The organism is Nocardia sp. NPDC050710, from assembly GCF_040654375.1.
Lineage (GTDB): Bacteria > Actinomycetota > Actinomycetes > Mycobacteriales > Mycobacteriaceae > Nocardia.
Window position 1 is genome coordinate 148,758 of record NZ_JBFAHV010000004.1, and the last position, 20,969, is coordinate 169,726.

At 68.6% G+C, this 20,969-nt stretch carries 19 protein-coding genes; 10 read left to right on the forward strand and 9 right to left on the reverse strand.

The window, feature by feature from the left end; genetic code table 11:
- Nucleotides 1-145: 145 nt before the first annotated feature.
- Nucleotides 146-460: an integration host factor, actinobacterial type gene (mihF, locus tag AB0H61_RS10665; RefSeq protein WP_067787445.1), complete on the forward strand. Its 315-nt coding sequence runs from the start codon at nucleotides 146-148 to the stop codon at nucleotides 458-460.
- Nucleotides 461-484: 24 nt separating this feature from the next.
- On the forward strand, nucleotides 485-889 hold the full coding sequence (locus tag AB0H61_RS10670; protein ID WP_357301678.1) for an NUDIX domain-containing protein: 405 nt from the start codon (nucleotides 485-487) through the stop codon (nucleotides 887-889).
- Between the two features lie 57 nt (nucleotides 890-946).
- Here AB0H61_RS10670 and AB0H61_RS10675 read toward each other — a convergent pair whose 3' ends face one another.
- From AB0H61_RS10675 to AB0H61_RS10695, 5 genes are all read right to left on the reverse strand, one after another.
- Entirely contained in the window at nucleotides 947-1,483 is a 537-nt protein-coding gene (locus AB0H61_RS10675) for a hypothetical protein (RefSeq protein WP_357301681.1), read from the reverse strand.
- 95 nt (nucleotides 1,484-1,578) lie between these two features.
- A complete protein-coding gene (gene fdhD, locus AB0H61_RS10680; RefSeq protein WP_357301684.1) occupies nucleotides 1,579-2,418 on the reverse strand; it encodes a formate dehydrogenase accessory sulfurtransferase FdhD in 840 nt (279 codons plus the stop codon).
- Nucleotides 2,415-4,721, reverse strand: a complete 2,307-nt coding sequence (locus tag AB0H61_RS10685) for an FdhF/YdeP family oxidoreductase (protein WP_357301687.1) — start codon at nucleotides 4,719-4,721, stop codon at nucleotides 2,415-2,417. The genes fdhD and AB0H61_RS10685 overlap by 4 nt, the downstream gene beginning before the upstream one ends.
- 103 nt (nucleotides 4,722-4,824) lie before the next feature.
- Nucleotides 4,825-6,207, reverse strand: a complete 1,383-nt coding sequence (locus tag AB0H61_RS10690; protein ID WP_357301690.1) for an FHA domain-containing protein — start codon at nucleotides 6,205-6,207, stop codon at nucleotides 4,825-4,827.
- Between the two features lie 297 nt (nucleotides 6,208-6,504).
- On the reverse strand, nucleotides 6,505-7,251 hold the full coding sequence (locus AB0H61_RS10695) for an NAD(P)H-binding protein (RefSeq protein WP_357301693.1): 747 nt from the start codon (nucleotides 7,249-7,251) through the stop codon (nucleotides 6,505-6,507).
- A gap of 258 nt (nucleotides 7,252-7,509) precedes the next feature.
- Between AB0H61_RS10695 and AB0H61_RS10700 the strand changes: the two genes are divergently transcribed.
- On the forward strand, nucleotides 7,510-8,181 hold the full coding sequence (locus AB0H61_RS10700) for a TetR/AcrR family transcriptional regulator C-terminal domain-containing protein (protein WP_357301696.1): 672 nt from the start codon (nucleotides 7,510-7,512) through the stop codon (nucleotides 8,179-8,181).
- Nucleotides 8,182-8,199: 18 nt separating this feature from the next.
- A complete protein-coding gene (locus tag AB0H61_RS10705) occupies nucleotides 8,200-8,721 on the forward strand; it encodes a GNAT family N-acetyltransferase (protein WP_357301699.1) in 522 nt (173 codons plus the stop codon).
- 38 nt (nucleotides 8,722-8,759) lie between these two features.
- Here AB0H61_RS10705 and AB0H61_RS10710 read toward each other — a convergent pair whose 3' ends face one another.
- Together AB0H61_RS10710 and AB0H61_RS10715 are read right to left on the reverse strand one after the other, a co-directional pair.
- Nucleotides 8,760-10,310 (reverse strand): glycerol-3-phosphate dehydrogenase/oxidase, encoded by a 1,551-nt coding sequence (locus tag AB0H61_RS10710; RefSeq protein ID WP_357301702.1) that lies wholly within the window; start codon nucleotides 10,308-10,310, stop codon nucleotides 8,760-8,762.
- Between the two features lie 61 nt (nucleotides 10,311-10,371).
- Nucleotides 10,372-10,986: a helix-turn-helix domain-containing protein gene (locus AB0H61_RS10715; RefSeq protein ID WP_357301705.1), complete on the reverse strand. Its 615-nt coding sequence runs from the start codon at nucleotides 10,984-10,986 to the stop codon at nucleotides 10,372-10,374.
- Nucleotides 10,987-11,150: 164 nt separating this feature from the next.
- Here AB0H61_RS10715 and AB0H61_RS10720 point away from each other — a divergent pair, with 164 nt between their 5' ends.
- Nucleotides 11,151-12,725, forward strand: a complete 1,575-nt coding sequence (locus AB0H61_RS10720) for an FAD-binding oxidoreductase (RefSeq protein WP_357302279.1) — start codon at nucleotides 11,151-11,153, stop codon at nucleotides 12,723-12,725.
- On the forward strand, nucleotides 12,725-13,684 hold the full coding sequence (locus AB0H61_RS10725; protein WP_357301708.1) for a YegS/Rv2252/BmrU family lipid kinase: 960 nt from the start codon (nucleotides 12,725-12,727) through the stop codon (nucleotides 13,682-13,684). The genes AB0H61_RS10720 and AB0H61_RS10725 overlap by 1 nt, the downstream gene beginning before the upstream one ends.
- Nucleotides 13,685-13,761: 77 nt before the next feature.
- Here the strand turns inward: AB0H61_RS10725 and AB0H61_RS10730 are convergent, their stop codons facing one another.
- Nucleotides 13,762-14,451 (reverse strand): AAA family ATPase, encoded by a 690-nt coding sequence (locus tag AB0H61_RS10730; RefSeq protein WP_357301711.1) that lies wholly within the window; start codon nucleotides 14,449-14,451, stop codon nucleotides 13,762-13,764.
- A 143-nt stretch (nucleotides 14,452-14,594) separates the two neighbouring features.
- A complete protein-coding gene (locus tag AB0H61_RS10735) occupies nucleotides 14,595-15,185 on the reverse strand; it encodes an XRE family transcriptional regulator (protein ID WP_357301714.1) in 591 nt (196 codons plus the stop codon).
- A gap of 337 nt (nucleotides 15,186-15,522) precedes the next feature.
- Here AB0H61_RS10735 and AB0H61_RS10740 point away from each other — a divergent pair, with 337 nt between their 5' ends.
- The 4 genes from AB0H61_RS10740 to ndk all read left to right on the forward strand — a co-directional run bounded on the left by AB0H61_RS10740 (nucleotide 15,523) and on the right by ndk (nucleotide 20,737).
- Nucleotides 15,523-18,201, forward strand: coding sequence for a valine--tRNA ligase (locus AB0H61_RS10740; RefSeq protein ID WP_357301717.1), 2,679 nt, complete (start codon nucleotides 15,523-15,525; stop codon nucleotides 18,199-18,201).
- Nucleotides 18,202-18,284: 83 nt separating this feature from the next.
- On the forward strand, nucleotides 18,285-19,655 hold the full coding sequence (locus AB0H61_RS10745; protein WP_357302282.1) for a folylpolyglutamate synthase/dihydrofolate synthase family protein: 1,371 nt from the start codon (nucleotides 18,285-18,287) through the stop codon (nucleotides 19,653-19,655).
- A gap of 80 nt (nucleotides 19,656-19,735) precedes the next feature.
- On the forward strand, nucleotides 19,736-20,074 hold the full coding sequence (locus AB0H61_RS10750; protein WP_357302285.1) for a DUF4233 domain-containing protein: 339 nt from the start codon (nucleotides 19,736-19,738) through the stop codon (nucleotides 20,072-20,074).
- Nucleotides 20,075-20,320: 246 nt separating this feature from the next.
- Nucleotides 20,321-20,737, forward strand: coding sequence for a nucleoside-diphosphate kinase (gene ndk / locus AB0H61_RS10755; RefSeq protein WP_357301720.1), 417 nt, complete (start codon nucleotides 20,321-20,323; stop codon nucleotides 20,735-20,737).
- Nucleotides 20,738-20,969: the final 232 nt, after the last annotated feature.

Consider the following 20,969-nt stretch of genomic DNA (forward strand, 5'->3'; position numbering starts at 1 on the left):
CCGATCTTCACCCGTAACGACGGCGCGGACCCGGAAAACTCATCGCTACCTCCGCCCGGTGTGTCGGCGCGGCGTGGTCGGCGCGGTGCTGTTTACTCGGTCCGGTCAACCAGATGTTCGAGTGACGAGTGAAAGCGGAGGAGACATGGCACTGCCCACAATGACCGCCGAGCAACGCACCGAGGCGTTGGCCAAAGCGGCCGCGGTGCGCAAGGCGCGCTCCGAACTGATCGGCAAGGTGAAGGCCGGCAAGGTTTCGGTCGCGGACCTGCTCAAGAAGGCCGAGTCCGACGATCTGGTCAAGAAGACCAAGGTTGCCGCGGTCATCAAGGCCCTGCCCGGCGTCGGACCGGTCAAGGCGGCCAAGCTGATGGACCAGGCCGAGATTCCGGAGGATCGCCGCATCGGTGGTCTGGGCGCCCGCCAGCGGGCGGCGCTGCTCGAGGCGCTCAAGGACTAGTTCGCGCGGTAGCGTCTGCAGATCATGACCGTGGAACGAACGCTCACGTCGGTTGCTTGGTTGTGCGTCGAGGATGGCAGGCTGCTCGCGGTCCGCACCGAGGGCCGCGACGCCTTCTACCTACCAGGCGGCAAACCCGAGCCGGGGGAAACCCTGGCGCGAGCGCTCGTCCGCGAGGTCCGCGAGGAACTCGGCGTCGAGATCGATGAGCGCGGCATTACGCCCGAGGTGACCATCACGGCTCCGGCCCACGGTCGCCCGGGCACCCTCGTCGAGATGCACTGCTTCCGCGCGCCGGGGCGCGGCAACCCCGCCCCGGCGGCGGAGATCGCCGAAATGGCGTGGCTGGGACCCGATGACGGGCACCTGTGCGCCCCGGCCGTGGTGCGGACCCTGCACCACCTGACCTCCATCGGTGGCTGGAGCTAGATCCCACAGACCGTTCATACGCCCCACGGCCTTTTGCGTCGTGGGGCGTTCGCGTTGCTAACGCTTGCCGGTGCGGCGGCGCGGGATCTGGAATTCGATCGGCTCGGAATCGGGGACCTGTGTACCGCGCGGCGGCACGAACAGCAGCGCCACACCCAGCCCGAGCAGCGCCGCGGCGGCGATCAGGCTGAGGGTGAAGCTCGCCGTGCCCATCTCGGCGGGCTTGTGGGAGGCGTGATAGATGAGGTGCGGTAAGGCCATCACGGTCCAGCCTGTTCCGGCCGCCTGCGCCAGCGCGCTCCCGCCGCGGATCAGCGCGAATAGCGATACCGCGCCCAGCGCCAGGAAGAAGGCGCCGACATCACTGGCCAGATGATGGTTGTACGGCCCGTCGACCGCGATCCACTGCATTCCGAAGCCCGGGAAACTGGTGTACCAGGAGTGCGGCGCGAGGACCCCCCACAGCCCGACGACGATCCCCTGGAACGCGAGCACCCCCAGGATGATCCGAACGGCGAGCCAGCGCCGCCGGTGCTGCTCGAACCGCATCCGGACGCGGACGCCCCCTGAATTGCGTTCTACCGAAATCCGCATCGGTCGCTCCGTTCATCCCGAATGAGTGGATCGGTGCGTTCACGGTAATTCCGACATTCGCCCCCGGGCAATGTTCGGCCGGAATTCCGGGCCGCTCACGCCGGATGGGATGCGGCGGGGTGGGAGATCGCGAGACGCTGCGCGCCGGTGTAGACGTTCATGGTGGCACCGCGCAGGAAACCGACGAGGGTCAGACCCGAATCGGCGGCGAGATCGACGGCGAGCGAGCTGGGCGCGGAGACCGCGCCGAGTGCGGGAATACCCGCCATAACGGCCTTCTGGACCAGCTCGAAGGAGGCGCGGCCGCTGACGATCAGAATGAGATCGCCTGCGGGAATACGGTTTTCGCGCATCGCCCAGCCGATCACCTTATCGACGGCATTATGGCGCCCGATGTCCTCACGAACGGCGAGGGCGGTGCCGTCGGCGGTGAACAGGCCCGCGGCGTGCAGACCGCCCGTGGCCTCGAAGACGGATTGGCGGGCGCGCAGCGTCTCCGGCATGGCGGCCAGGACGGTGGTGTCGATCGTCGGCCCGTCGAGCGGAAGGGGGTGGCGGGTGCGGGTGCGGACCTCGTCCAAGGCGGTCTTCCCGCAGAGGCCGCAGGCGCCGGTGGTGAGGAAATTGCGGGGGCGCACCGGGGTGGGGGCGCGCAGTTCCACATCGAGGACGTTGTAGGTGTTCTGTCCGTTCTCATCGGTGCCCGCGCAATAGCGGGCGCTCACTACGTCCTCCGCGGTGCCGATGATGTTCTCGCCCAACAGAAATCCGTGGACCAGGTCGATATCGGCGCCGGGGGTGCGCATAGTGACCGTGAGGGATTGCCCGGCGATGCGGATCTCCAGCGGTTCCTCGACGGCCAGGGTGTCGGGCCGGCTGGTCTCGCCGTGTGCGGAGATCCGCAGGGTCGGGCGGCGGGCGGTGACTCTACTCACCGGGCACCCACGTGGACATGTGGTTCCAAGCGAATTGTGACGGCCTTGGAGACCGGTGTATTCGACCGTGCCGCAACGTGATCCAGTGGGACCAAAGGATTGGTCTCGGGGTAGTAGGCGGCGGCGTTGCCAGGTGGGGTGGCATAGGAAACGATGCGGAAACCTTCGACCCGCCGCTCGACGCCGTCGGTCCATTCCGAGATCAGATCGACCAGATCGCCATCGGCGAAACCGAATTCGGCGATGTCGGCGGCGTTCATCAGCACCACCCGGCGGCCGCCGTGCACGCCCCGGTAGCGGTCGTCCAGGCCGTAGATGGTGGTGTTGTACTGGTCGTGGCTGCGCACTGTCTGCAGGATCAACCGGCCGGGCGGGACCGGAACCCAGCTCAGTTCGTTCACCGCGAAGTTGGCCTTACCGGTGGTGGTGCGGAATTCGCGTGAATCCCGAGGCGGATGCGGGAGTACGAAGCCGTTGCGCGCGCGGACCCGCTTGTTGTAATCCGCGCAGCCGGGGACAACCTGGGCGATGGCGTCGCGGATCTTGTCGTAGTCGTCCCGGTATCGCGCCCATGGCACGGGGTGGTCGGGGCCGAACAGGTTCAGCGCGAGTTCGCAGACAATGGCGATCTCGCTGCGCAGGTGGTCGCTGACCGGCTTCAGCCGACCGGTGGACAGATGCACCATCGACATCGAATCCTCCACCGACACCTGCTGTTTCACCCCGCCGCGCAGATCCTCGTCGGTGCGGCCTAGGGTGGGCAGGATGAGCGCGGTGCGCCCGTGCACCACGTGGCTGCGGTTGAGTTTGGTGGAGACCTGCACGGTGAGCGCGCAGCCGCGCAGCGCGGCCTCGGTCACCTCGGTATCCGGGGTGGCGGAGACGAAATTGCCGCCCATCCCGAAGAATATCGTCGCCTTGCCCTCCCGCATGGCGCGGATGGCGTTCACGGTGTCGTAGCCGTGGGTGCGCGGGCTGGTGATGCCGAATTCGCGGTCCAGCGCGTCGAGGAAGGAGTTCGGCATTTTCTCCCAGATGCCCATGGTGCGGTCGCCCTGCACATTCGAATGGCCGCGCACCGGACAGACACCCGCGCCCGGCTTGCCGATCATGCCGCGCAGCAACAGCAGATTCGTCGCCTCCTCGATGGTGGCGACGCCGTGCCGCTGCTGGGTCAGGCCCATTGCCCAGCAGATAATGGTGCTCTTCGACTCGGCCAGCAGCCGTGCGGTGCGCTCGATTTCGGCGCGGGTGAGTCCGGTCGCCGCCTCGACTATGCCGAGATCGACAGCGCGCGTCTGCTTTTCGTACTCGGCGAAGCCCGCGCAGTGTGCGTCGACGAAGGCGCGGTCGACCACCGTGCCCGGCGCGCGATCCTCGGCCTCGAACAGCAGCCGTCCCAGGCCCTGGAACAGCGCCATATCGCCGCCGAGGCGGATCTGCAGGAAATCATCGGCGATGGCGACGCCGGTGGTGACGCCCTTGACGGTCTGCGGATCGCGGAACCCGAGCAGACCGGTCTCCGGCAGTGGATTGACCGCGATAATCCTTGCGCCCTTCGCCTTGGCGCCCGCCAGGGCGCTGAGCATGCGCGGATGGTTGGTACCCGGATTCTGGCCCGCGACGATGATCAGATCCGCGGCATCGAAATCGTCGATCGAGACCGAACCCTTGCCGATGCCGATGGAACTGGTGAGCGCGGCGCCCGAGGATTCGTGGCACATATTCGAGCAGTCCGGCAGATTGTTGGTGCCGTAGCTGCGGACCAGCAATTGATAGAGGAACGCGGTCTCGTTGGCGGTGCGCCCGGAGGTGTAGAAGACGGCCTCGTCCGCGGATGCCGAGCCGCGCAGTTCATCCACGATCAGCCGGTAGGCGTCGTCCCAGTCGATGGGTGCGTAATGGGTGGCGCCGGGGCGCAACACCATCGGGTGGGTGAGACGGCCCTGTTGCCCGAGCCAGTACCCGGACTTCCCCGCCAACTCCTCGACCGAATGCGCGGCGAAGAATTCCGGGGTGACGGTGCGCAGTGTCGCCTCCTCGGCGACGGCCTTGGCGCCGTTCTCGCAGAACTCGGCCGGACGGCGATGCCCGCTCGGCTCCGGCCAAGCGCAGCCCGGACAGTCGAAGCCGTGCACCTGATTGACCCGGGCCAGTGTGCGGGCGGTGCGCACGACACCCATCTCCTCGACCGAGCGTTTCAGCGACACGGCCACCGCGGTGACACCCGCGGCCTGCTTCTTCGGCGGGGTCACGGTCAGCGCGGATTCATCGATGTCCTGAGTCGGCCCGTGTCGATGCATGATCCGTATTGTCCTCTCCCCGGCCCGGCTGTCTCAGGTGGCCCAGGCGTCCGCACTCGCATCGTAGGCACCGGTCGAATTCCGTGCTGTCGAGGGCAACTGATCAAGGGCGCTGCTGCAGCGGCTTCGATGAGGCAGGTCGGCGTTCCTCGGTGCGGTAGGTCAGGATCTTCTCGCCGATGCGGATGCTCCAGCCGGGGGCGAGTTCGGCGACGGAGGTGCCGATGCGGGTCCACTGCTCGGCGCCGGGGGCCGCGATGAAGGTGCCCGCGGGGGTGCCGGCGTCGCGGACGAACACCTTGCCTCGATCGAGCGTGACGTAGGCATGGATGCGGGAGACATGCCGGTCCCGCGGGACTGCCAGCGGGGATGCGGTGGCCTTGCGCACCGCGTCGTCGGACATGGGGCTGCGACCGATGACATAGGGCCGGTCCAGTGGGTATGCCGTCTCGTCGTAGACCAGCGCACCGACCGGGCCGGATGCGGAGAGGTCTCGCGGTGCGTCGCCGCCGGAGGGACGCGCGGGCCGGGTCTTCGAATCGTCGGGCGGTACTTCCTTGTGCAGCACAACGGGTTCCGGCCGGGCCGGAGATCCGGATCCGGGGGTTTGGGACCAGGCCGGCGACATGGCCTGGGTACCGACCTGCTCCGGGCCGGTGGGGCGGGGGATGGGTTCGGCGCCGCTCTCGGCGATCCGGCGTGGTTGCGCGGGTCTGGCCGTCGGCACGCGTCCCGGCCCTGAGCGTTCCACGGCCGAGCGGTCCGGCTCGGCGGGCGTACGTCCCGGTCCCGAAGGTTCAACGGCGGCTCGCTCGGATTTGCCCGATATCGGTCCCGCCCCGGAACGTTCGTGGGTCGCCGCGCGTCCGGTGCGCTCGACACCGGGCTGGTCGCGCTCGGTGGCGTCGTCCAGCATGTCGAAGCCCGCGGGCGCGGTATGCGCCGGTTCCGGCAGCGCGGATCGCGGGTGCGCCGATTCGGCCCGCGCCGATTCGGTCGTCCGGCCCGCACGCCACAGGCCGATGCGGAGTTCGAAGCCGCCGCCGGGCACCACGCCGGAGCGCAGGTCGGTGCGGGGATGGACCGTGAACGCGGCGTCGATATCGGTGCCGACGGTGATCCGGCGCACGGGTTCGCGCACGATTTCATCGACCCAGGTGAACGCACGTGCCCCCGATAGCCGCCGAACCCCTTCGGCCCCTTGGATTTCGGCGACAACCGGACCGCGCAGCAGGATCACCGTGCCGTCCGAGGTCGGTGCGACCACCCCGAACGGGGGTGGCTCGGATCCGCTGCCGAAGACCACCGCGGCGAGCCGCTGGGCGATCGCCGCACCCGGGTGGTCCGCGTCGGCGACGGCCTCGATCGCACCGAGAATTCGGTCGGTGGAGGCCGTTTCGCCCGCGAGATACACAACAACCGCACCGAAGCGAGCAATCAGGCCGTCGCCCGTCGCGATTCCTACGGTCGACGGGTTCTTGCGCACCCGCGCCTCCTTCCCGCGCACTACCGGCGTCCAGCATAGTGCCGGGGTCCGCCGCGACGCCCGGTTGCCTCCCACCTGGTTCCGTTGAGGCCACAGCCCCCGGCCTGGGTGGACACCATCGGCCGTAACGAGCAGAAGACCGTGCGAATGTGGGAACAATGTCCGTGCAGGCCGTCGCCTGACCGACCGACAGCGCCGAGTGCCCTGATCAGCCGGTGAATTCGGCGAGGTGATCTTCGACCCAGCTGGTGAAGGTGCGCGCCGGACGGCCGGTGAGCGCGGCGACGGTGTCGGTGATCACGGTGGGTACGCCGTCGCAGCGCTGCCAGTAGTCCAGCAAACCGTCGGCGTAGCGCACCGGGATGTACTCGGCCGTCTCGCGACGCCATGTCTCGGGTGTGACATGCGCGGTGGTGACGGCGCGTCCGGTGATGGTCGTGATGCGCTCGAGTTGTGCGCGGAAGGTGAGGGTTTCGGGGCCGGTGAGGTGATGGAATTCGCCCCGATGAGCTGGTCGGGTGAGGAGCGCGTACGCGGCTTCGGCAACGTCGAGTTCGTGAATCGGGTCGGCGTAGGCATTCGGATACGGCAGGCTGACCGGCCGGTCCGAGGTGATCGACCAGGCCCACCGCGGGCATTGCTCGCGAAGGCGCCGGGGCGCAGCACCGAGACGGTCATCGGGGCGTCGGCGAGTCCGCGCTCGGCCGCCAGGTGGGATTTGGCGACCGGGTTGGTCGCGGCATCCGGATCGAGCACCGACGACGAGGAGAGCAGCACGATGTGCTGGACGCCGGCTTGTGCTGCGGTGGTGACGAATTCGGCGATGTGCGCCGGTTCGGCATAGAGGAATACGGAGGTCACGCCTGCCAAAGCGGCCGGGAAGGTGGCCGGATCGGTCAGATCGCAGGCGACCGTGGGCACGTCGGCGGGCAGTTCGAGCCCTTCGGGGCGGGCGGAACCGACGCGGGCGTCGAGTTGGTCGGCGCGCAGCAGGCCGAGCAGGGTGGTGGCGACCGCGCCGCGGCCTCCGGTCAACAGAATCATCGAAACTCCTTGGTGGGTAAGCGGGTTGATGTACGTGTCGGGGAAGGGGACGAGCCGGCATCAGTGCTCGGGCTGGGCATTGCGGGGTAATAGCCCGACCACGCCGCAGCTGAGCACAGTGGTGGCTGCCACATCCTTCGGGGCGAGAGGTTCGGAATTCGAACACCGATCGTGACGAACAATGTTCGTTCGCCGATACGGTACGAAACGAACAATGTTCGTGTCAAACGGTGTTCGTTCGGGCGTATGCTCGGACCCATGAACGCCGCACCTGTCAGCCGCCGGGCCCGCCCCGCGAAGGCCCCACTCAGCCGCGACGTGATCATCGAGACCGGTCTGCGCATCCTGGATGCCGATGGCCTGGCCGCCCTCACCATGCGCCGGGTCGCGCAGGAACTCGATACCGGCGCGGCCTCGCTGTACGTCTATATCGCCAATCGCGACGACCTGATGGCCGCCATGCTGGATCATGTGCTCGGCACCATCCCGGAGCCGGAGGGCGGCCCCTGGCGCGAGCGGCTCACCGCACTGGTCGACGACTCCGTTGCCGCCATGAGCAAACACGAGGGGTTGGCACTGGTCGCGCTCGGCGCGATTCCCACCGACCCCAATGCGCTGCGGCTCATCGACCGGATGCTGGCCCTGTTCGCCGAGGGCGGGCTGGACGAGCGGACCAACTCGTGGGCCGTCGATCTGCTGTACCTGTACATCACCGCATCCGCCGCGGAACAGAGTGCCTACAACACTCGCCAGTCCGATGAGGCCACGCATGTCGCCGCGGCGCAGCGCGCATTCGCCGATCTACCCGCCGACCGCTACCCGATGATCGCGGCCATGCGCGAACAGTTGTTGACCGGCGACGGCGACGCCCGTGACACCTGGGCGCTGCGCGTGCTGATCGAGGGAATCCTCGCGACACCGGCCGGGTGAAGGGGCGATACTCCAAGGATGCAGATGATTCGACCGGCCACGGACGCCGATCTGCCCGCCTTGCAGGAGATCGAGATCGCCGCTGGGAAACCGTTCGCGAACATCGGGATGATGGCTATCGCCGACGATGACCCGCCCTCGTTGGAACGGTTGCGCGAATTCCGGGAGGCCGGGCGGGCCTGGGTCTGGGTCGACGACTCCGACCAGCCGATCGGCTACCTCGTGCTCGGCATCGTGGACGGCAACGCCCACATCGAACAGGTGTCGGTCGACCCCGACCACGCGGGCAAACGCATCGGGAAGCAGTTGATCGAACACGCCGCGCGCTGGGCGAAGACCCAAGGGATGCGGGCGATTACGCTGACCACATTCACCGAGGTCCCGTGGAACGGGCCGTATTACGAGCGGCTCGGCTTCCGCTATGTCCCGGTGGCCGCCGAGGCGCCGGAGATGCGGGCCGTGCGCGCCGCCGAGGCCGATCACGGTCTCGAGCGCTGGCCCCGCACCGCGATGCGGGCCGAACTGAGCCACTGGCCATGAGCACGCCGACCGGCGGGTGCGGTGCGCCCGCCGGGTCGTCAGCCCAGTCGGGCGAAGGCCGCCTCCGCCGCGGGAAGGGCGGCGGCACGGTCGGCCGCGACGAGTCCGATGCGGGTGCGGCGGTCGAGGAGATCGTCAGGATCGAGTGCGCCCTCGTGTGAGATCGCGAAGGCGAATTCGGCTGCGGTGACGTCGATTCCGGGCGCGACGGGTTCCGCCATGGCCGGATTGTCCACGGCGGCCGCCAGCATCGTGGGTGCTTCGCTGCCGTAGCGGTCGATGAGCACCGGCGGCGCGTCGAGGCGATCGCGTGCGGCACCTGATACCGCGCCCACCAGGGGAAGTCGGGCGGTACGGCAGGGCCCGGCGATCAGCTCGCCCGCGACGACGGCGGCGTCGATGACGTCCTCGGCCATCTGGCGGTAGGTGGTGAGTTTGCCGCCGACAATGGTGATGACGCCGTTGGGGGAGTGCAGCACCGCGTGCTGGCGCGAGATATCGGCGGTGCTGCCGTCGCCGGTTTTCAGCAACGGCCGCAGGCCCGCATAGGAACCGCGAATATCGGCACGGGTCAGCGGCTCTCGCAGCGCGGTGTTGATGGTGTCGAGCAGGAAATCGATCTCGGATTCGGTCGGCCGTGGTTCGTCGGGGACCGGCCCGGGGGCGTCCTCATCGGTGAGACCGAGGTACACCCGGCCGTGCGCGGCGGGGAAGGCGAAGACGAAGCGGCTGGTGCTGCCCGGAACGGGCACCGTCAGCGCGGCGGTGAGTCCGCCGAATGCCGCGGCGTCGAAGACCAGGTGGGTGCCGCGGCTGGGGCGCAGTTCGATACTCGGATCGACCTGATCGGCCCATACTCCGGTGGCGTTGACGACGGTGCGGGCCCGGACGGCGAGCGTCTCACCGGACCGGGTGTCGCGCAGCGTGGCCGAATCTCCGGTCACGTCGAGGGCTTCGACGCGGGTGAGGACGGTCGCACCGGTGGCCGCCGCGGTGCGGGCCAGCGCGACGACCAGGCGTGCGTCGTCGACGAGTTGCCCGTCCCAGGCCTGGAGGCCGCCGCGCAGTCCGGCGCGGCGAACCGTAGGCGCCAGCCGCAGCGCCTCGGCGGTGGCGACCCGACGCGAACGGGGCAGCGTTGCCGCCGGTGTGCCCGCGGTGCGACGCAGCACATCGCCCGCCATGAAACCGGCGCGGATCAGTGCGCGTTGCGCGAGGCCGATCCCGGGCAGCAGCGGCACGAGCTGCGGCAGCGGTCGCACCAGATGCGGTGCGGTGGTACCGATCAGGATCCCGCGTTCCACCGCGCTCTCGTGTGCGATGCCGACCCGACCGCCGGCCAGATAGCGCAGCCCGCCGTGAACGAGTTTGGAGCTCCAGCGGCTGGTGCCGAACGCCAGATCGTGCCGCTCCACCAGTACGGTTCGCAGCCCGCGCGCGGCGGCGTCCAGCGCGGCTCCGGCTCCGGTGACGCCACCGCCGATGACCAGCACGTCGATCTCGGCGCCGTCGCCGAGCTGATGCAGCTCGGCGGTACGCCGCTCGGCATTCAGCGCGGAGTTGCCGTTGGTCGCCGAATTCGCAATCATCACAATCCCTTTCCGGTGCCGATCGGCGTCATTAGGTGGTCGTCGGCGGCGGATTCGCGCGTCATTTGCGGCGGCCGTCGGCGGGAAGTAGATAGCCCTCGATCGCGTGGGCGAGTTCGGCGTCCAGGTCGGCGCCGGGCAGCAGCGAGGAGACGGTGCTGGCGGACTGGACCGCGGACTGTGCGATGAGCAGCAGCATGGTGGCCAGGTGTGTGGGGTCCCCGTCGCGGATGGAGCCGTCGTGTTGGCCATCGCGGATGCCGTCGGCGAAGAGCTCGATCAGGGTGCGCTGGTTGCGTCCGAGGCGGCCGAATACATAGGTGAGCATGAGGTCGGTATCGGTCCGGAAGATCTTGCCGAACAGGGGGTTCGAGCGGATCGTCGCGGCGCCCGCGACGATCCCCGCGACCAAGCGGGCGCGGGCGCTGCCGGTGGCGGGCATGGTGGCGGTGAGGATCGCGCGCAACTCCCGCACCAGCAGTTCGGCGACCAGCGCGCCGGTATCGGACCAGCGCCGGTAGACGGTGGGCCTGCTCACCCCGGCCCGGCGGGCCACCTCGGTGAGGGTGGTCCGGCGGACGCCGAACTCCTCGACGCAGGCGCGGGCTGCCTCGAAGATCGCGAGATCGATGGCCGAGAACTCGGTGTCGGCATCGGGCGCGTCTGGGGTGGGCATCAGGTTCACCACCGGGTGTCGGCGGCACCGAGGTGCCGGAACGGGTGTCGGTTCATTACTGCTTGACAGTATATGTCAAACTGTAACGCATGGTCGAGACTCAGCACATCGGCGGCGATTCGGTTCCCGCCGCAAAGCCGGGCGCGGTGACGCAGGCAGCGAGTATGGTGTGGGACGCCTGGGGTATTCCGGCCGGACGCCAGCCACTTTCGGCACAGATCCGGGGCCTGCTCGCGCAGGTTTTCGGGGTGTCCGGTGACCCGGTGGCGCGCCGCGATGAGGGTGACGTGCCACTCCGTGAGTCGGCGCTGACGTCGGCCCAACGAGACGGGTTGGTCGCGATGGTCGGCGCGGACAATGTGTCGACCGACCATCACGACCGTCTTCGGCACGCGGGCGGTAAGAGCACCCCTGACCTGCTGCGCCGCCGCGCCGAGGGTTCGCAGGATGCCCCCGATGCCGTCGTCTTCCCCGCCGATCACGATCAGGTATTCGAAGTGCTGGCCTACTGCGCCTCCCACGAGGTCGCGGTGGTGCCCTTCGGCGGCGGCACCAGCGTGGTCGGTGGCGTCGACCCGGTACGCGGCCGCTTCGCCATGCTGATCGCATTGGACTTGCGTCGCCTCGTCGGCATTTCGGAGGTCGACCCGATCAGCGGGACGGCGACCCTCGGCGCTGGACTCACGGGACCGCAGGCCGAGGAATTGCTGGCCGCACATGGACTTTCGCTCGGCCACTTCCCGCAGAGCTTCGAATTCGCCAGTATCGGTGGCTTCGCGGCCACGCGGTCGTCCGGGCAGGCGTCTGCCGGATACGGGCGCTTCGACGATATGGTGCAGCGGCTCCGGATCGCCACGCCCATGGGCACTCTCGAACTCGGTAGGGCCCCCGCCTCCGCCGCGGGCCCGGATCTGCGTGAGCTGTTCGTCGGCTCGGAGGGCACCCTCGGCGTAATCACCGAGGTCACCGTGCGGGTCCACCCCAAGCCGGAAACCGTTGGCCATCAGGCATGGTCCTTCCCCGACTTCGCGACCGGCGCGGCCGCCCTGCGTGCCGTCGTCCAGACGGGCGCGGCACCCACCGTACTTCGGCTTTCCGACGAGGCGGAGACCGGCCTCAACCTGGCCCGTTCCGGCGATATCGGCGGCAATGCCGTCTCCGGTTGCCTGGCCATAACGACCTTCGAGGGCACCGCCGCGCATGTGGCGGCGCGCAGCGCCGAGGCGAACGCGCTGCTGGCCGCCGCGGGCGGGACGCCGCTGGGAGCGGCCCCGGCCGAACAATGGGAGCACGGCCGCTTCGCCGCGCCCTATATGCGGGATGCGTTGCTCGATGTCGGCGTGCTCTGCGAGACCCTGGAGACCGCGACCACCTGGTCCAACCTCGCCGATCTGAAGGCGAAGGTGACCGCGGCGCTGACGGATTCGCTGACCGGCCAGGGCACCCCGCCACTGGTGATGTGTCATATCTCGCACACCTACCCGACCGGCGCCTCGCTCTACTTCACCATCGTCGCCAAGCAACTCGACGATCCGATCGCGCAGTGGCATATCGCGAAGTCGGCCGTCGGCGATGCGATCGTGACGGGCGGCGGCACCATCACCCACCACCACGCGGTCGGCACCGATCACCGGCCGTGGCTGCCCGCCGAGGTGGGTGACCTCGGGGTGCGGGTATTGCGCGCGGTGAAAAAGGAATTGGACCCTGCGGGCATCCTCAACCCTGGAAAACTGATCTGATGACATCGGAGTCACCCCGCACCATTCGCTCCGCCCTGGTCGTCACCAATCGACTGTCCGGGCTGGGAAAGGGGCACGACACCGCCACCGCCGCCATCGCCCGGCTCACCGAGCGCGGCGTGGAGGTCACCGAGATCCGCGCTCCCTCCGCCGCCGAATCCGTCCGCCTGGTGCGGGATTCGCTGGCGGCGCCGGACGAGGCCCGTCCCGACGCGGTGATCTGCGTCGGCGGTGACGGACTGGCGTGCGTGATTCTGGAGGCCGTCGCCCAGACGGGTGTGCCACTCGGCCTCATTCCGAGCGGCACCGGCAATGACCTGGCCCGCGAACTCGGCGTGCCGACCGACGATCCGGAGGCCGCGGCGGATCTGGTGCTGGCGGGCCGTACCCGGGTCGTCGACCTCGGTCGCATCGAATCCAGCGGCACGCGGCCGATGTGGTTCGCCACCGTCACCGGCACCGGCTTCGATGCCCGAGTCACCCTGCGCGCCAATGAGATGCGGTGGCCGAAGGGCCCGTTGCGCTACAGCTTCGCCGCACTGGCCGAATTGGCGGGCGGACTCGCGGTGCCCTATCGGATCGAGCTGTCCGGCGTCGCGCCCGGCGCCCTGGACAATCCGGCCGGGGATGGCGTCATCGAGACCGAGGCCGTCATGGTCGCGGTCGGCAACTCCCGCACCTACGGCGGCGGCATGCTGATCTGCCCCGATGCGCAGATGGATGACGGATTGCTGGATCTGACCGTGGTGGGCAAGGTTTCGCGGCTGGAGATGCTGAAGTTGCTGCCCGCCCTCTCCGCGGGCAAACGGATCGAGCACCCGGCCACCAAGCGCTACCGGGTCGAGCGGGTCACGCTGACGGCGCCCGGGGCTCCGGCCACCGCCGACGGCGAACCCGCCGGGATGCTGCCCGCGACACTGCGGGCTGTCCCGGGTGCGCTCACCGTGCTGGTTCCGTGAACGGGGGCGGGTCGAATCGGCATCGGCCCGCCTGTTCACCACCGCCGCGCACGGCGGAATCCGTGTGCTCGACGGGATTACCCCTCGAACGCGACGCGGCGTATCCGGTTCACGGTCGACCGATCCACGATGACCACCGATGACGACCGCACCGGCGTCTGCTTCGTGGCGGCCACGGAGCGGATCAGGCGCTGCCAGCGACGCACGTGCAGGCGGAAGGACACCCCGTTCACCCGCCGCCCGCGGGCGTACTGACCATCCCTGGCCACCGTCGCGGGAACATCGAGGAGCACCACATGCAGCTCGCGATGGTTGTCACCCGCCCAGCGGGCGATCATCCGCCGTGCCCACCCGAAGGTCGCGCAGTCGTGGATCACCACCGGTCCGGTCCCGTCGCGTAGTGCCGTCCGGATTCCGGCGTAGTGCGCGATATGTACCACCGGTCGCCACAGCGGATACGGCAGCCAGCCGAGTCGTCTTCGCCACCGATTGCGCGCATGATGCGAATCCAGCACGATCGCGCCTTCCGGTCCACGCGGTGGCGCCTCGGCCTCCGCGGTCGCACCGAAGAACAGGCGCAGCGCCGTACTCTTCCCAGCACCGGGAACACCGGCGAAGATCACGGCGGCCGTTGTCGGATAACGTAGTTCATCGACGGGATGGCCACGTAGATCGTGCACGGCGTCCGGTGTGATGACGCGCGCGGCCGAGACGGGCAGCCGCGGCTCCGGGGAGAAAATGGGTATGGCATCCAACGGGGGGCTCATCCTTTCCAGGCTCCCCAGTTCGACCCGATTCGGCAACCGGGAAAACCCTGAAATCTCCGTTGGAATCGGGTGTCGACGCCGCTGGATCGGCGGTGATCAATGCCTCCGGTCGGCCGGAGGCTGGTCGATCACAACCGATTTCGTCAGGATCTGCGCCCGGTGGAGCGCGCCCGGACGTGCATGCGCTCGCCCTGGCTGCCGAAGAGACTCAGGATTTCGACCGGTCCGCGACCGGTGCTGCCGAACCAATGAGGTTGGCGGGTATCGAATTCCGCGGTCTCGCCGGGCCCGAGGACGAGGTCGTGTTCGGCCAGCACCAGGCGCAGCCTGCCGGATAGGACGTAGAGCCACTCGTAACCTTCGTGTACCCGCGCGTCGGGTTCGTTGCGCTCCGGCGGGATGATCATCTTGTAGGCCTGGAGCGGGCCGGGCTGGCGGGTCAGTGGCAGCACGGTGGTGCCGTTGACCTTGCGCGCGGTGGCATGCACCCGCGGGTCGGCGATCTTGGGCGCGGCGACGAGTTCGTCGAGCGGCACCTGATGCGCCATGGCGATCGGCAGCAGCAGCTCCAGACTGGCCTTGCGCTGACCGGACTCCAGCCGCGACAGCGTGCTCTTGGAGATCCCGGTGGCCTCGGCCAGCGCGGTCAGGGTGACGTTGCGGTGTGTGCGCAGCGCCTTGAGGCGGGGGCCGATGTCGGCGAGGGTCTGAGCTATGCCCGGCTGCCTGGTCATGGCGCCAGTCCACACCCGCTTCCCGATATCGGCAACTATTGTTGCCGAAATCGCGACCCGGGTGCGGCACGCCCCCCGGCGACGGCGAGCAACACCGTCCTGGAGGCGCGGGACAGCCGCCACCGATCACTATCGGCGCCATCCGCCGTTGGTGCCGGGCACAGTGAAAACGCCGGAAGCTGAGAATTGCTTATGGATTCGAGGCCGAGGTCCGGATCGCCGGTAAGCTCGGGACATAGGCGGAGTGTTCGGTGTCCCTCATCCACCGAAGACTCCGCCTTTTTCTGTGTCCTGGGCCTTTTAGGAGCTCACCGGGCACGACCACTAGAATGCCGGGGTGACCAGCGCAGCCCCTGACAACTCGCGTAATCGTGCCGATGCCCTCCCCAAGAGCTGGAATCCCAGCGAGGTGGAGGCCGAGATGTACGAGCGCTGGGTAGCGGCCGGTTACTTCACCGCCGACACCACCGCCGACAAGCCCGGCTACTCGATCGTGCTGCCGCCGCCGAATGTCACCGGCAGCCTGCATATGGGCCACGCGCTCGACCACACGCTGATGGACACCCTGTCGCGCCGCAAGCGCATGCAGGGCTACGAGGTGCTCTGGCTGCCCGGCATGGACCATGCGGGCATCGCCACCCAGACCATCGTGGAGAAGCAGCTCGCGGTGGACGGCAAGACCAAGGAAGACTTCGGTCGCGAACTCTTCATCGATAAGGTCTGGGACTGGAAGCGCGAATCCGGCGGACAGATCCAGTGGCAGATGCGCGCCCTCGGCGACGGCGTCGACTGGAGCCGCGACCGGTTCACCATGGACGAGGGCCTGTCCCGGGCCGTGCAGACCATCTTCAAACGGCTCTACGACGCGGGCCTCATCTATCGCGCCGAACGGCTGGTCAACTGGTCGCCAGAGCTGCGGACTGCCATCTCCGATATCGAGGTGAAGTTCGAGGACATCGAGGGCGAGCTCGTCTCGCTGCGGTACGGCTCGCTGAACGACGACGAGCCGCACGTGATCGTGGCCACCACCCGGGTGGAGACCATGCTCGGTGACACCGCGGTCGCGGTGCATCCGGAGGATCCGCGGTACCGGGCACTGCTGGGCACCACGCTCGAACATCCGATCACCGGCCGTCAGATTCCGGTCATCGGTGACGACTATGTCGATCCGGAGTTCGGAACCGGTGCGGTGAAGATCACGCCCGCGCACGATCCGAACGACTTCGAAATGGGCCTGCGGCACAACCTGCCGATGCCGACCATCATGGACGAGCGTGGCCGGATCGCGGGCACCGGAACCGAATTCGATGGTATGGACCGCTTCGAGGCCCGGGTCAAGGTGCGCGAGCGGCTGGCCGAAGAGGGTCGCGTGGTCGCCGAGAAGCGGCCGTATCTGCACAGCGTCGGGCATTCCGAGCGCAGCGGCGAGTCGATCGAACCGCGGCTGTCCATGCAGTGGTGGGTGAAGGTGGAGTCGTTGGCCAAGGCGGCCGGTGACGCGGTGCGCAACGGCGACACCGTGATCCACCCGCCCAGCCAGGAGCCGCGCTGGTTCGACTGGGTCGACGACATGCACGACTGGTGCATCTCGCGGCAGCTGTGGTGGGGTCACCGCATCCCGATCTGGTACGGCCCCGAGGGCGAAGTGGCCTGCGTAGGACCGGATGAGACCGCGCCCGACGGCTGGGTGCAGGACCCGGACGTGCTCGACACCTGGTTCTCCTCTGGCCTGTGGCCGTTCTCCACCATGGGGTGGCCGGACAACACCGCGGAACTGGAAAAGTTCTATCCGACAAGCGTTCTCGTCACCGGGTACGACATCCTGTTCTTCTGGGTGGCCCGGATGATGATGTTCGGCACATTCGTCTCCGAGGATCCGGCGATCACCGCGGGCAAGCAGTCGGCCGGTGTGCAGGTGCCGTTCAAGGATGTGTTCCTGCACGGCCTGATCCGCGACCAGTACGGCAAGAAGATGTCGAAGTCACGCGGCAACGGCATCGACCCGCTGGACTGGATCAAGGCCTACGGCGCGGACGCGCTGCGCTTCACGCTGGCGCGCGGCGCACAGCCCGGCGGTGACCTCTCGGTCGGCGAATCGCATGCGCTGGCCTCGCGCAGCTTCGTGACCAAGCTGTTCAACGCCACCAAGTTCGCGCTCATGAACGGCGCCCGGCCCGGTGAGCTGCCCGCGCGCGGCACCCTCACCGACGCCGACCGCTGGATTCTGGACCGGCTCGATCAGGTACTCGCCGAAGTGGATTCGGCCTTCGACGCCTACGAGTTCGGCAAGGCGTGCGAGGCGCTGTACCACTTCGCCTGGGACGAATTGTGCGACTGGTACCTGGAATTGGCGAAGGTGCAATTCGCGGCCGACGACGCGCGCGCCGAGTCGACGCGGGTGGTGCTGGGCACGGTCCTCGACGCGGTGCTGCGACTGCTGCACCCGGTGATCCCGTTCGTCACCGAATCGCTGTGGCAGGCGCTGACCGGCGGGGAGTCGGTGGTGATCGCGGCCTGGCCGCAGGCGTCGGGCAATCCGGTGGACGAGGTCGCGGCACAGCACATCGCGGATGCGCAGCAGCTGATCACCGAGATCCGCCGGTTCCGCAGCGACCAGGGGCTGGCCGACAAGCAGAAGGTGCGCGCCCGGCTGATCGGCCTCGGGGAGGCCGGTCTCACCGAGCTGCGCGAGGCGGTCACCTCGCTGGCCCGGCTCACCGAACTGGAGGACGGGTATGTGGCGACCGCCTCGGTCGAGGTCCGGCTGAGCCGGTCGACCGTGGTGGTCGGCCTGAACACCGAGGGTGCGGTCGACCTGGAGGCCGAACGCCGCCGTCTGGAGAAAGACCTCGCCGCCGCCGAGAAGGAGCTGGCGGGCACCGCGGCCAAGCTCGGCAACGAGGCATTCCTCGCCAAGGCCCCGGAACCGGTGGTCGAGAAGATCAAGGCTCGCCGCGATGTCGCCGCTGCTGAGGTGGAGCGCATCGGGGCCCGGCTCGCGGAACTGGCCAAGTGAACGACGAGCCGGAGCGTCAGTACCGGGACGAGAACGGAGCCGCCCGTCTCGGCTCCGGCCCGTCTCCGGTCGACCTGGCCGAAATGGCGCTGGTGGAGGCAGAGCTCGATCAGCGCTGGCCGGAAACCAAGATCGAGCCGTCGCTCACCCGCATCGTGACGCTGATGGATCTGCTCGGCTCGCCGCAGCAGAGCTGTCCGGCGATCCATATCGCCGGAACCAATGGCAAAACCTCGGTGAGCCGGATGATCGATGCGCTGCTCACCGCGCTGCACCGGCGCACCGGCCGGATCACCAGCCCGCATCTGCAGCTGGCGACCGAACGGATCAGCATCGACAACCGGCCGATCAGCCCGGCACTGTACGTGCAGACCTACCGCGAACTGCAGCCCTATATCGAGATGATCGATAAGCAGTCCGAGGCCGCGGGCGGGCCGGCTATGAGCAAATTCGAGGTGCTCACCGGCATGGCCTTCGCCGCCTTCGCCGAGGCGCCGGTCGATGTCGCGGTCGTCGAGACCGGTATGGGCGGCACTTGGGACGCCACCAATGTCGTCGACGGCCAGGTCACGGTGATCACCCCGATCGGCTTGGACCACACGGACTATCTCGGCGACGATCTCACCGCCATCGCGGGGGAGAAGGCCGGGATCATCAAACGCGCGCCGGAAAACCTGGTTCCGCATGACACCGTCGCGGTGATCGCCGAACAGGAACCGGAGGCGATGGAGGTGCTGCTGCGCCGCGCCGTCGAGGTCGATGCCGCGGTGGCGCGCGAGGGCTCGGAGTTCCGGGTGCTGGCGCGGCAGATCGCCGTCGGCGGCCAGCAACTCGAATTGCAGGGTCTCGGCGGGGTTTACGACGAGATCTTCCTGCCGCTGCACGGCGAACACCAGGCCCGCAACGCGGTGCTGGCGTTGGCGGCGGTGGAGGCGTTCTTCGGCGCCGGCGCCGAGCGTCAACTCGATATCGACGCGGTGCGCGCCGGTTTCGCGAGCGTTGCCAGCCCGGGCCGGATGGAACGGATGCGCAGTGCGCCCACCATCTTCATCGACGCCGCACACAACCCCGCGGGCGCGAGCGCCCTGGCGGCGACCTTGACCACGGAGTTCGATTTCCGCAAGCTGGTCGGGGTGGTCGCGGTGCTCGGCGATAAGGACGCCGCGGGCATCCTGGAGGCGCTCGAACCGGTCTTCGATGAGATCGTCGTCACCACCAACGGCTCCCCGCGGGCCATGGATGTCGACAGCCTGGCGAATCTGGCGGTGCAACGCTTCGGCGACGAACGCGTGGTGACCGCGGAGACGCTGCCCGACGCGCTGGAGACCGCCATCGCGATCGCCGAGGAGGTCGGCGAGGCCGGTGAGATGGTCTCCGGCGCCGGCGTGGTGGTGACCGGTTCGGTGGTCACGGCGGGCGCCGCCCGCGCCCTGTTCGGAAAGGACCCCGCGTGAGTGAACAGGAACCGGAACAGACCGGCGACGAGGCGGTACCGCCACCCACCACCGATCCGTGGAAGGGCTTCCGCGGTGTGATGGCGGGCACCCTGATCCTGGAGGCCATTGTGGTGCTGCTCGCACTGCCGGTGGTCGCGACGGTCGGCGGCGGCGTGAGCTGGATCTCCGGCACCTTCCTGGTGCTGCTGGCGCTGGTGATGATCCTCGGTGCGGGGGTGCAGCGAAAGCCGTGGGCGCTCGGCTTCAACCTCGGCCTCCAAGTGCTGGTGCTGCTCGCCGGGTTCATCCATCCGTCCATCACCATCATCGGCATCGTCTTCGCCGTGGTGTGGGGCTTCATCCTGGTGCTGCGCCACGATGTGAAGCGCCGGATGGAAGCGGGCCTGCTGCCGAGCCAGCGGATCCAGCCGCAGTAAGGGTCGCATCCGCGCCGCTACCGTTTCGCTGTACCCGTCACCGGGCGGATTCCGTGTCGTCATTACGTCAGGTGTTCTGATGATTCGTCATGCCCACCTTCGCCGTTCGACCCCCGCGCCGTGACTGCGTGATCAGCTGAGCGGGGCCGGGCGGCATCGAAGTGCGGGTACTCGAGCGGTGCGCACGGTGCCCCCAGCTGTGCACTGGTTCGGTACCTGGACGGGGTGCCGGTTACGCTGTGCGCCGTGACTGAGCAGACGTTGGTACTCATCAAGCCGGACGGCGTGGCCCGTGGCCTGGTCGGCGAGGTGCTGGCCCGGATCGAGCGCAAGGGCCTGAAGATCGCGGCCCTGGAGCTGAAGCAGGTGTCCGAGGAGCTGGCCGGGGCGCACTACGCCGAACATGCCGAGAAGCCCTTCTTCGGTTCCTTGATCGAGTTCATCACCTCCGGCCCGGTCGTCGCGGCCGTGCTCGAGGGCCCGCGCGCCATCGCCGCCTTCCGCCAGATCGCCGGCGGCACCGACCCGGTCGAGAAGGCCGTACCCGGCAGCATTCGCGGCGACTTCTGCCTCGAGACCCAGTACAACCTGGTGCACGGCTCCGATTCCACCGAATCTGCCAAGCGCGAGATCGGCCTCTGGTTCCCCGAGTTCCCGGCCTGATCGCCTACCGCTCCGAGGCCCACAGTCGCGCGCGGAGCGAACCGGGGGTGCAGTGCCCTCGGGGCGCGACGGAACCGAGCGTCGGCGGGGTGGAGTCGTGAGCGAGCGGAGCGGAGCGAACCGGGGGTGCAGCGCCTTCGGGGCGCGACGGAACCGAGCGTCAGCGAGGTGGAGTCGTGAGCGAGCGGAGCGGAGCGAACCGGGGGTGCAGCGCCTTCGGGGCGCGACGGAA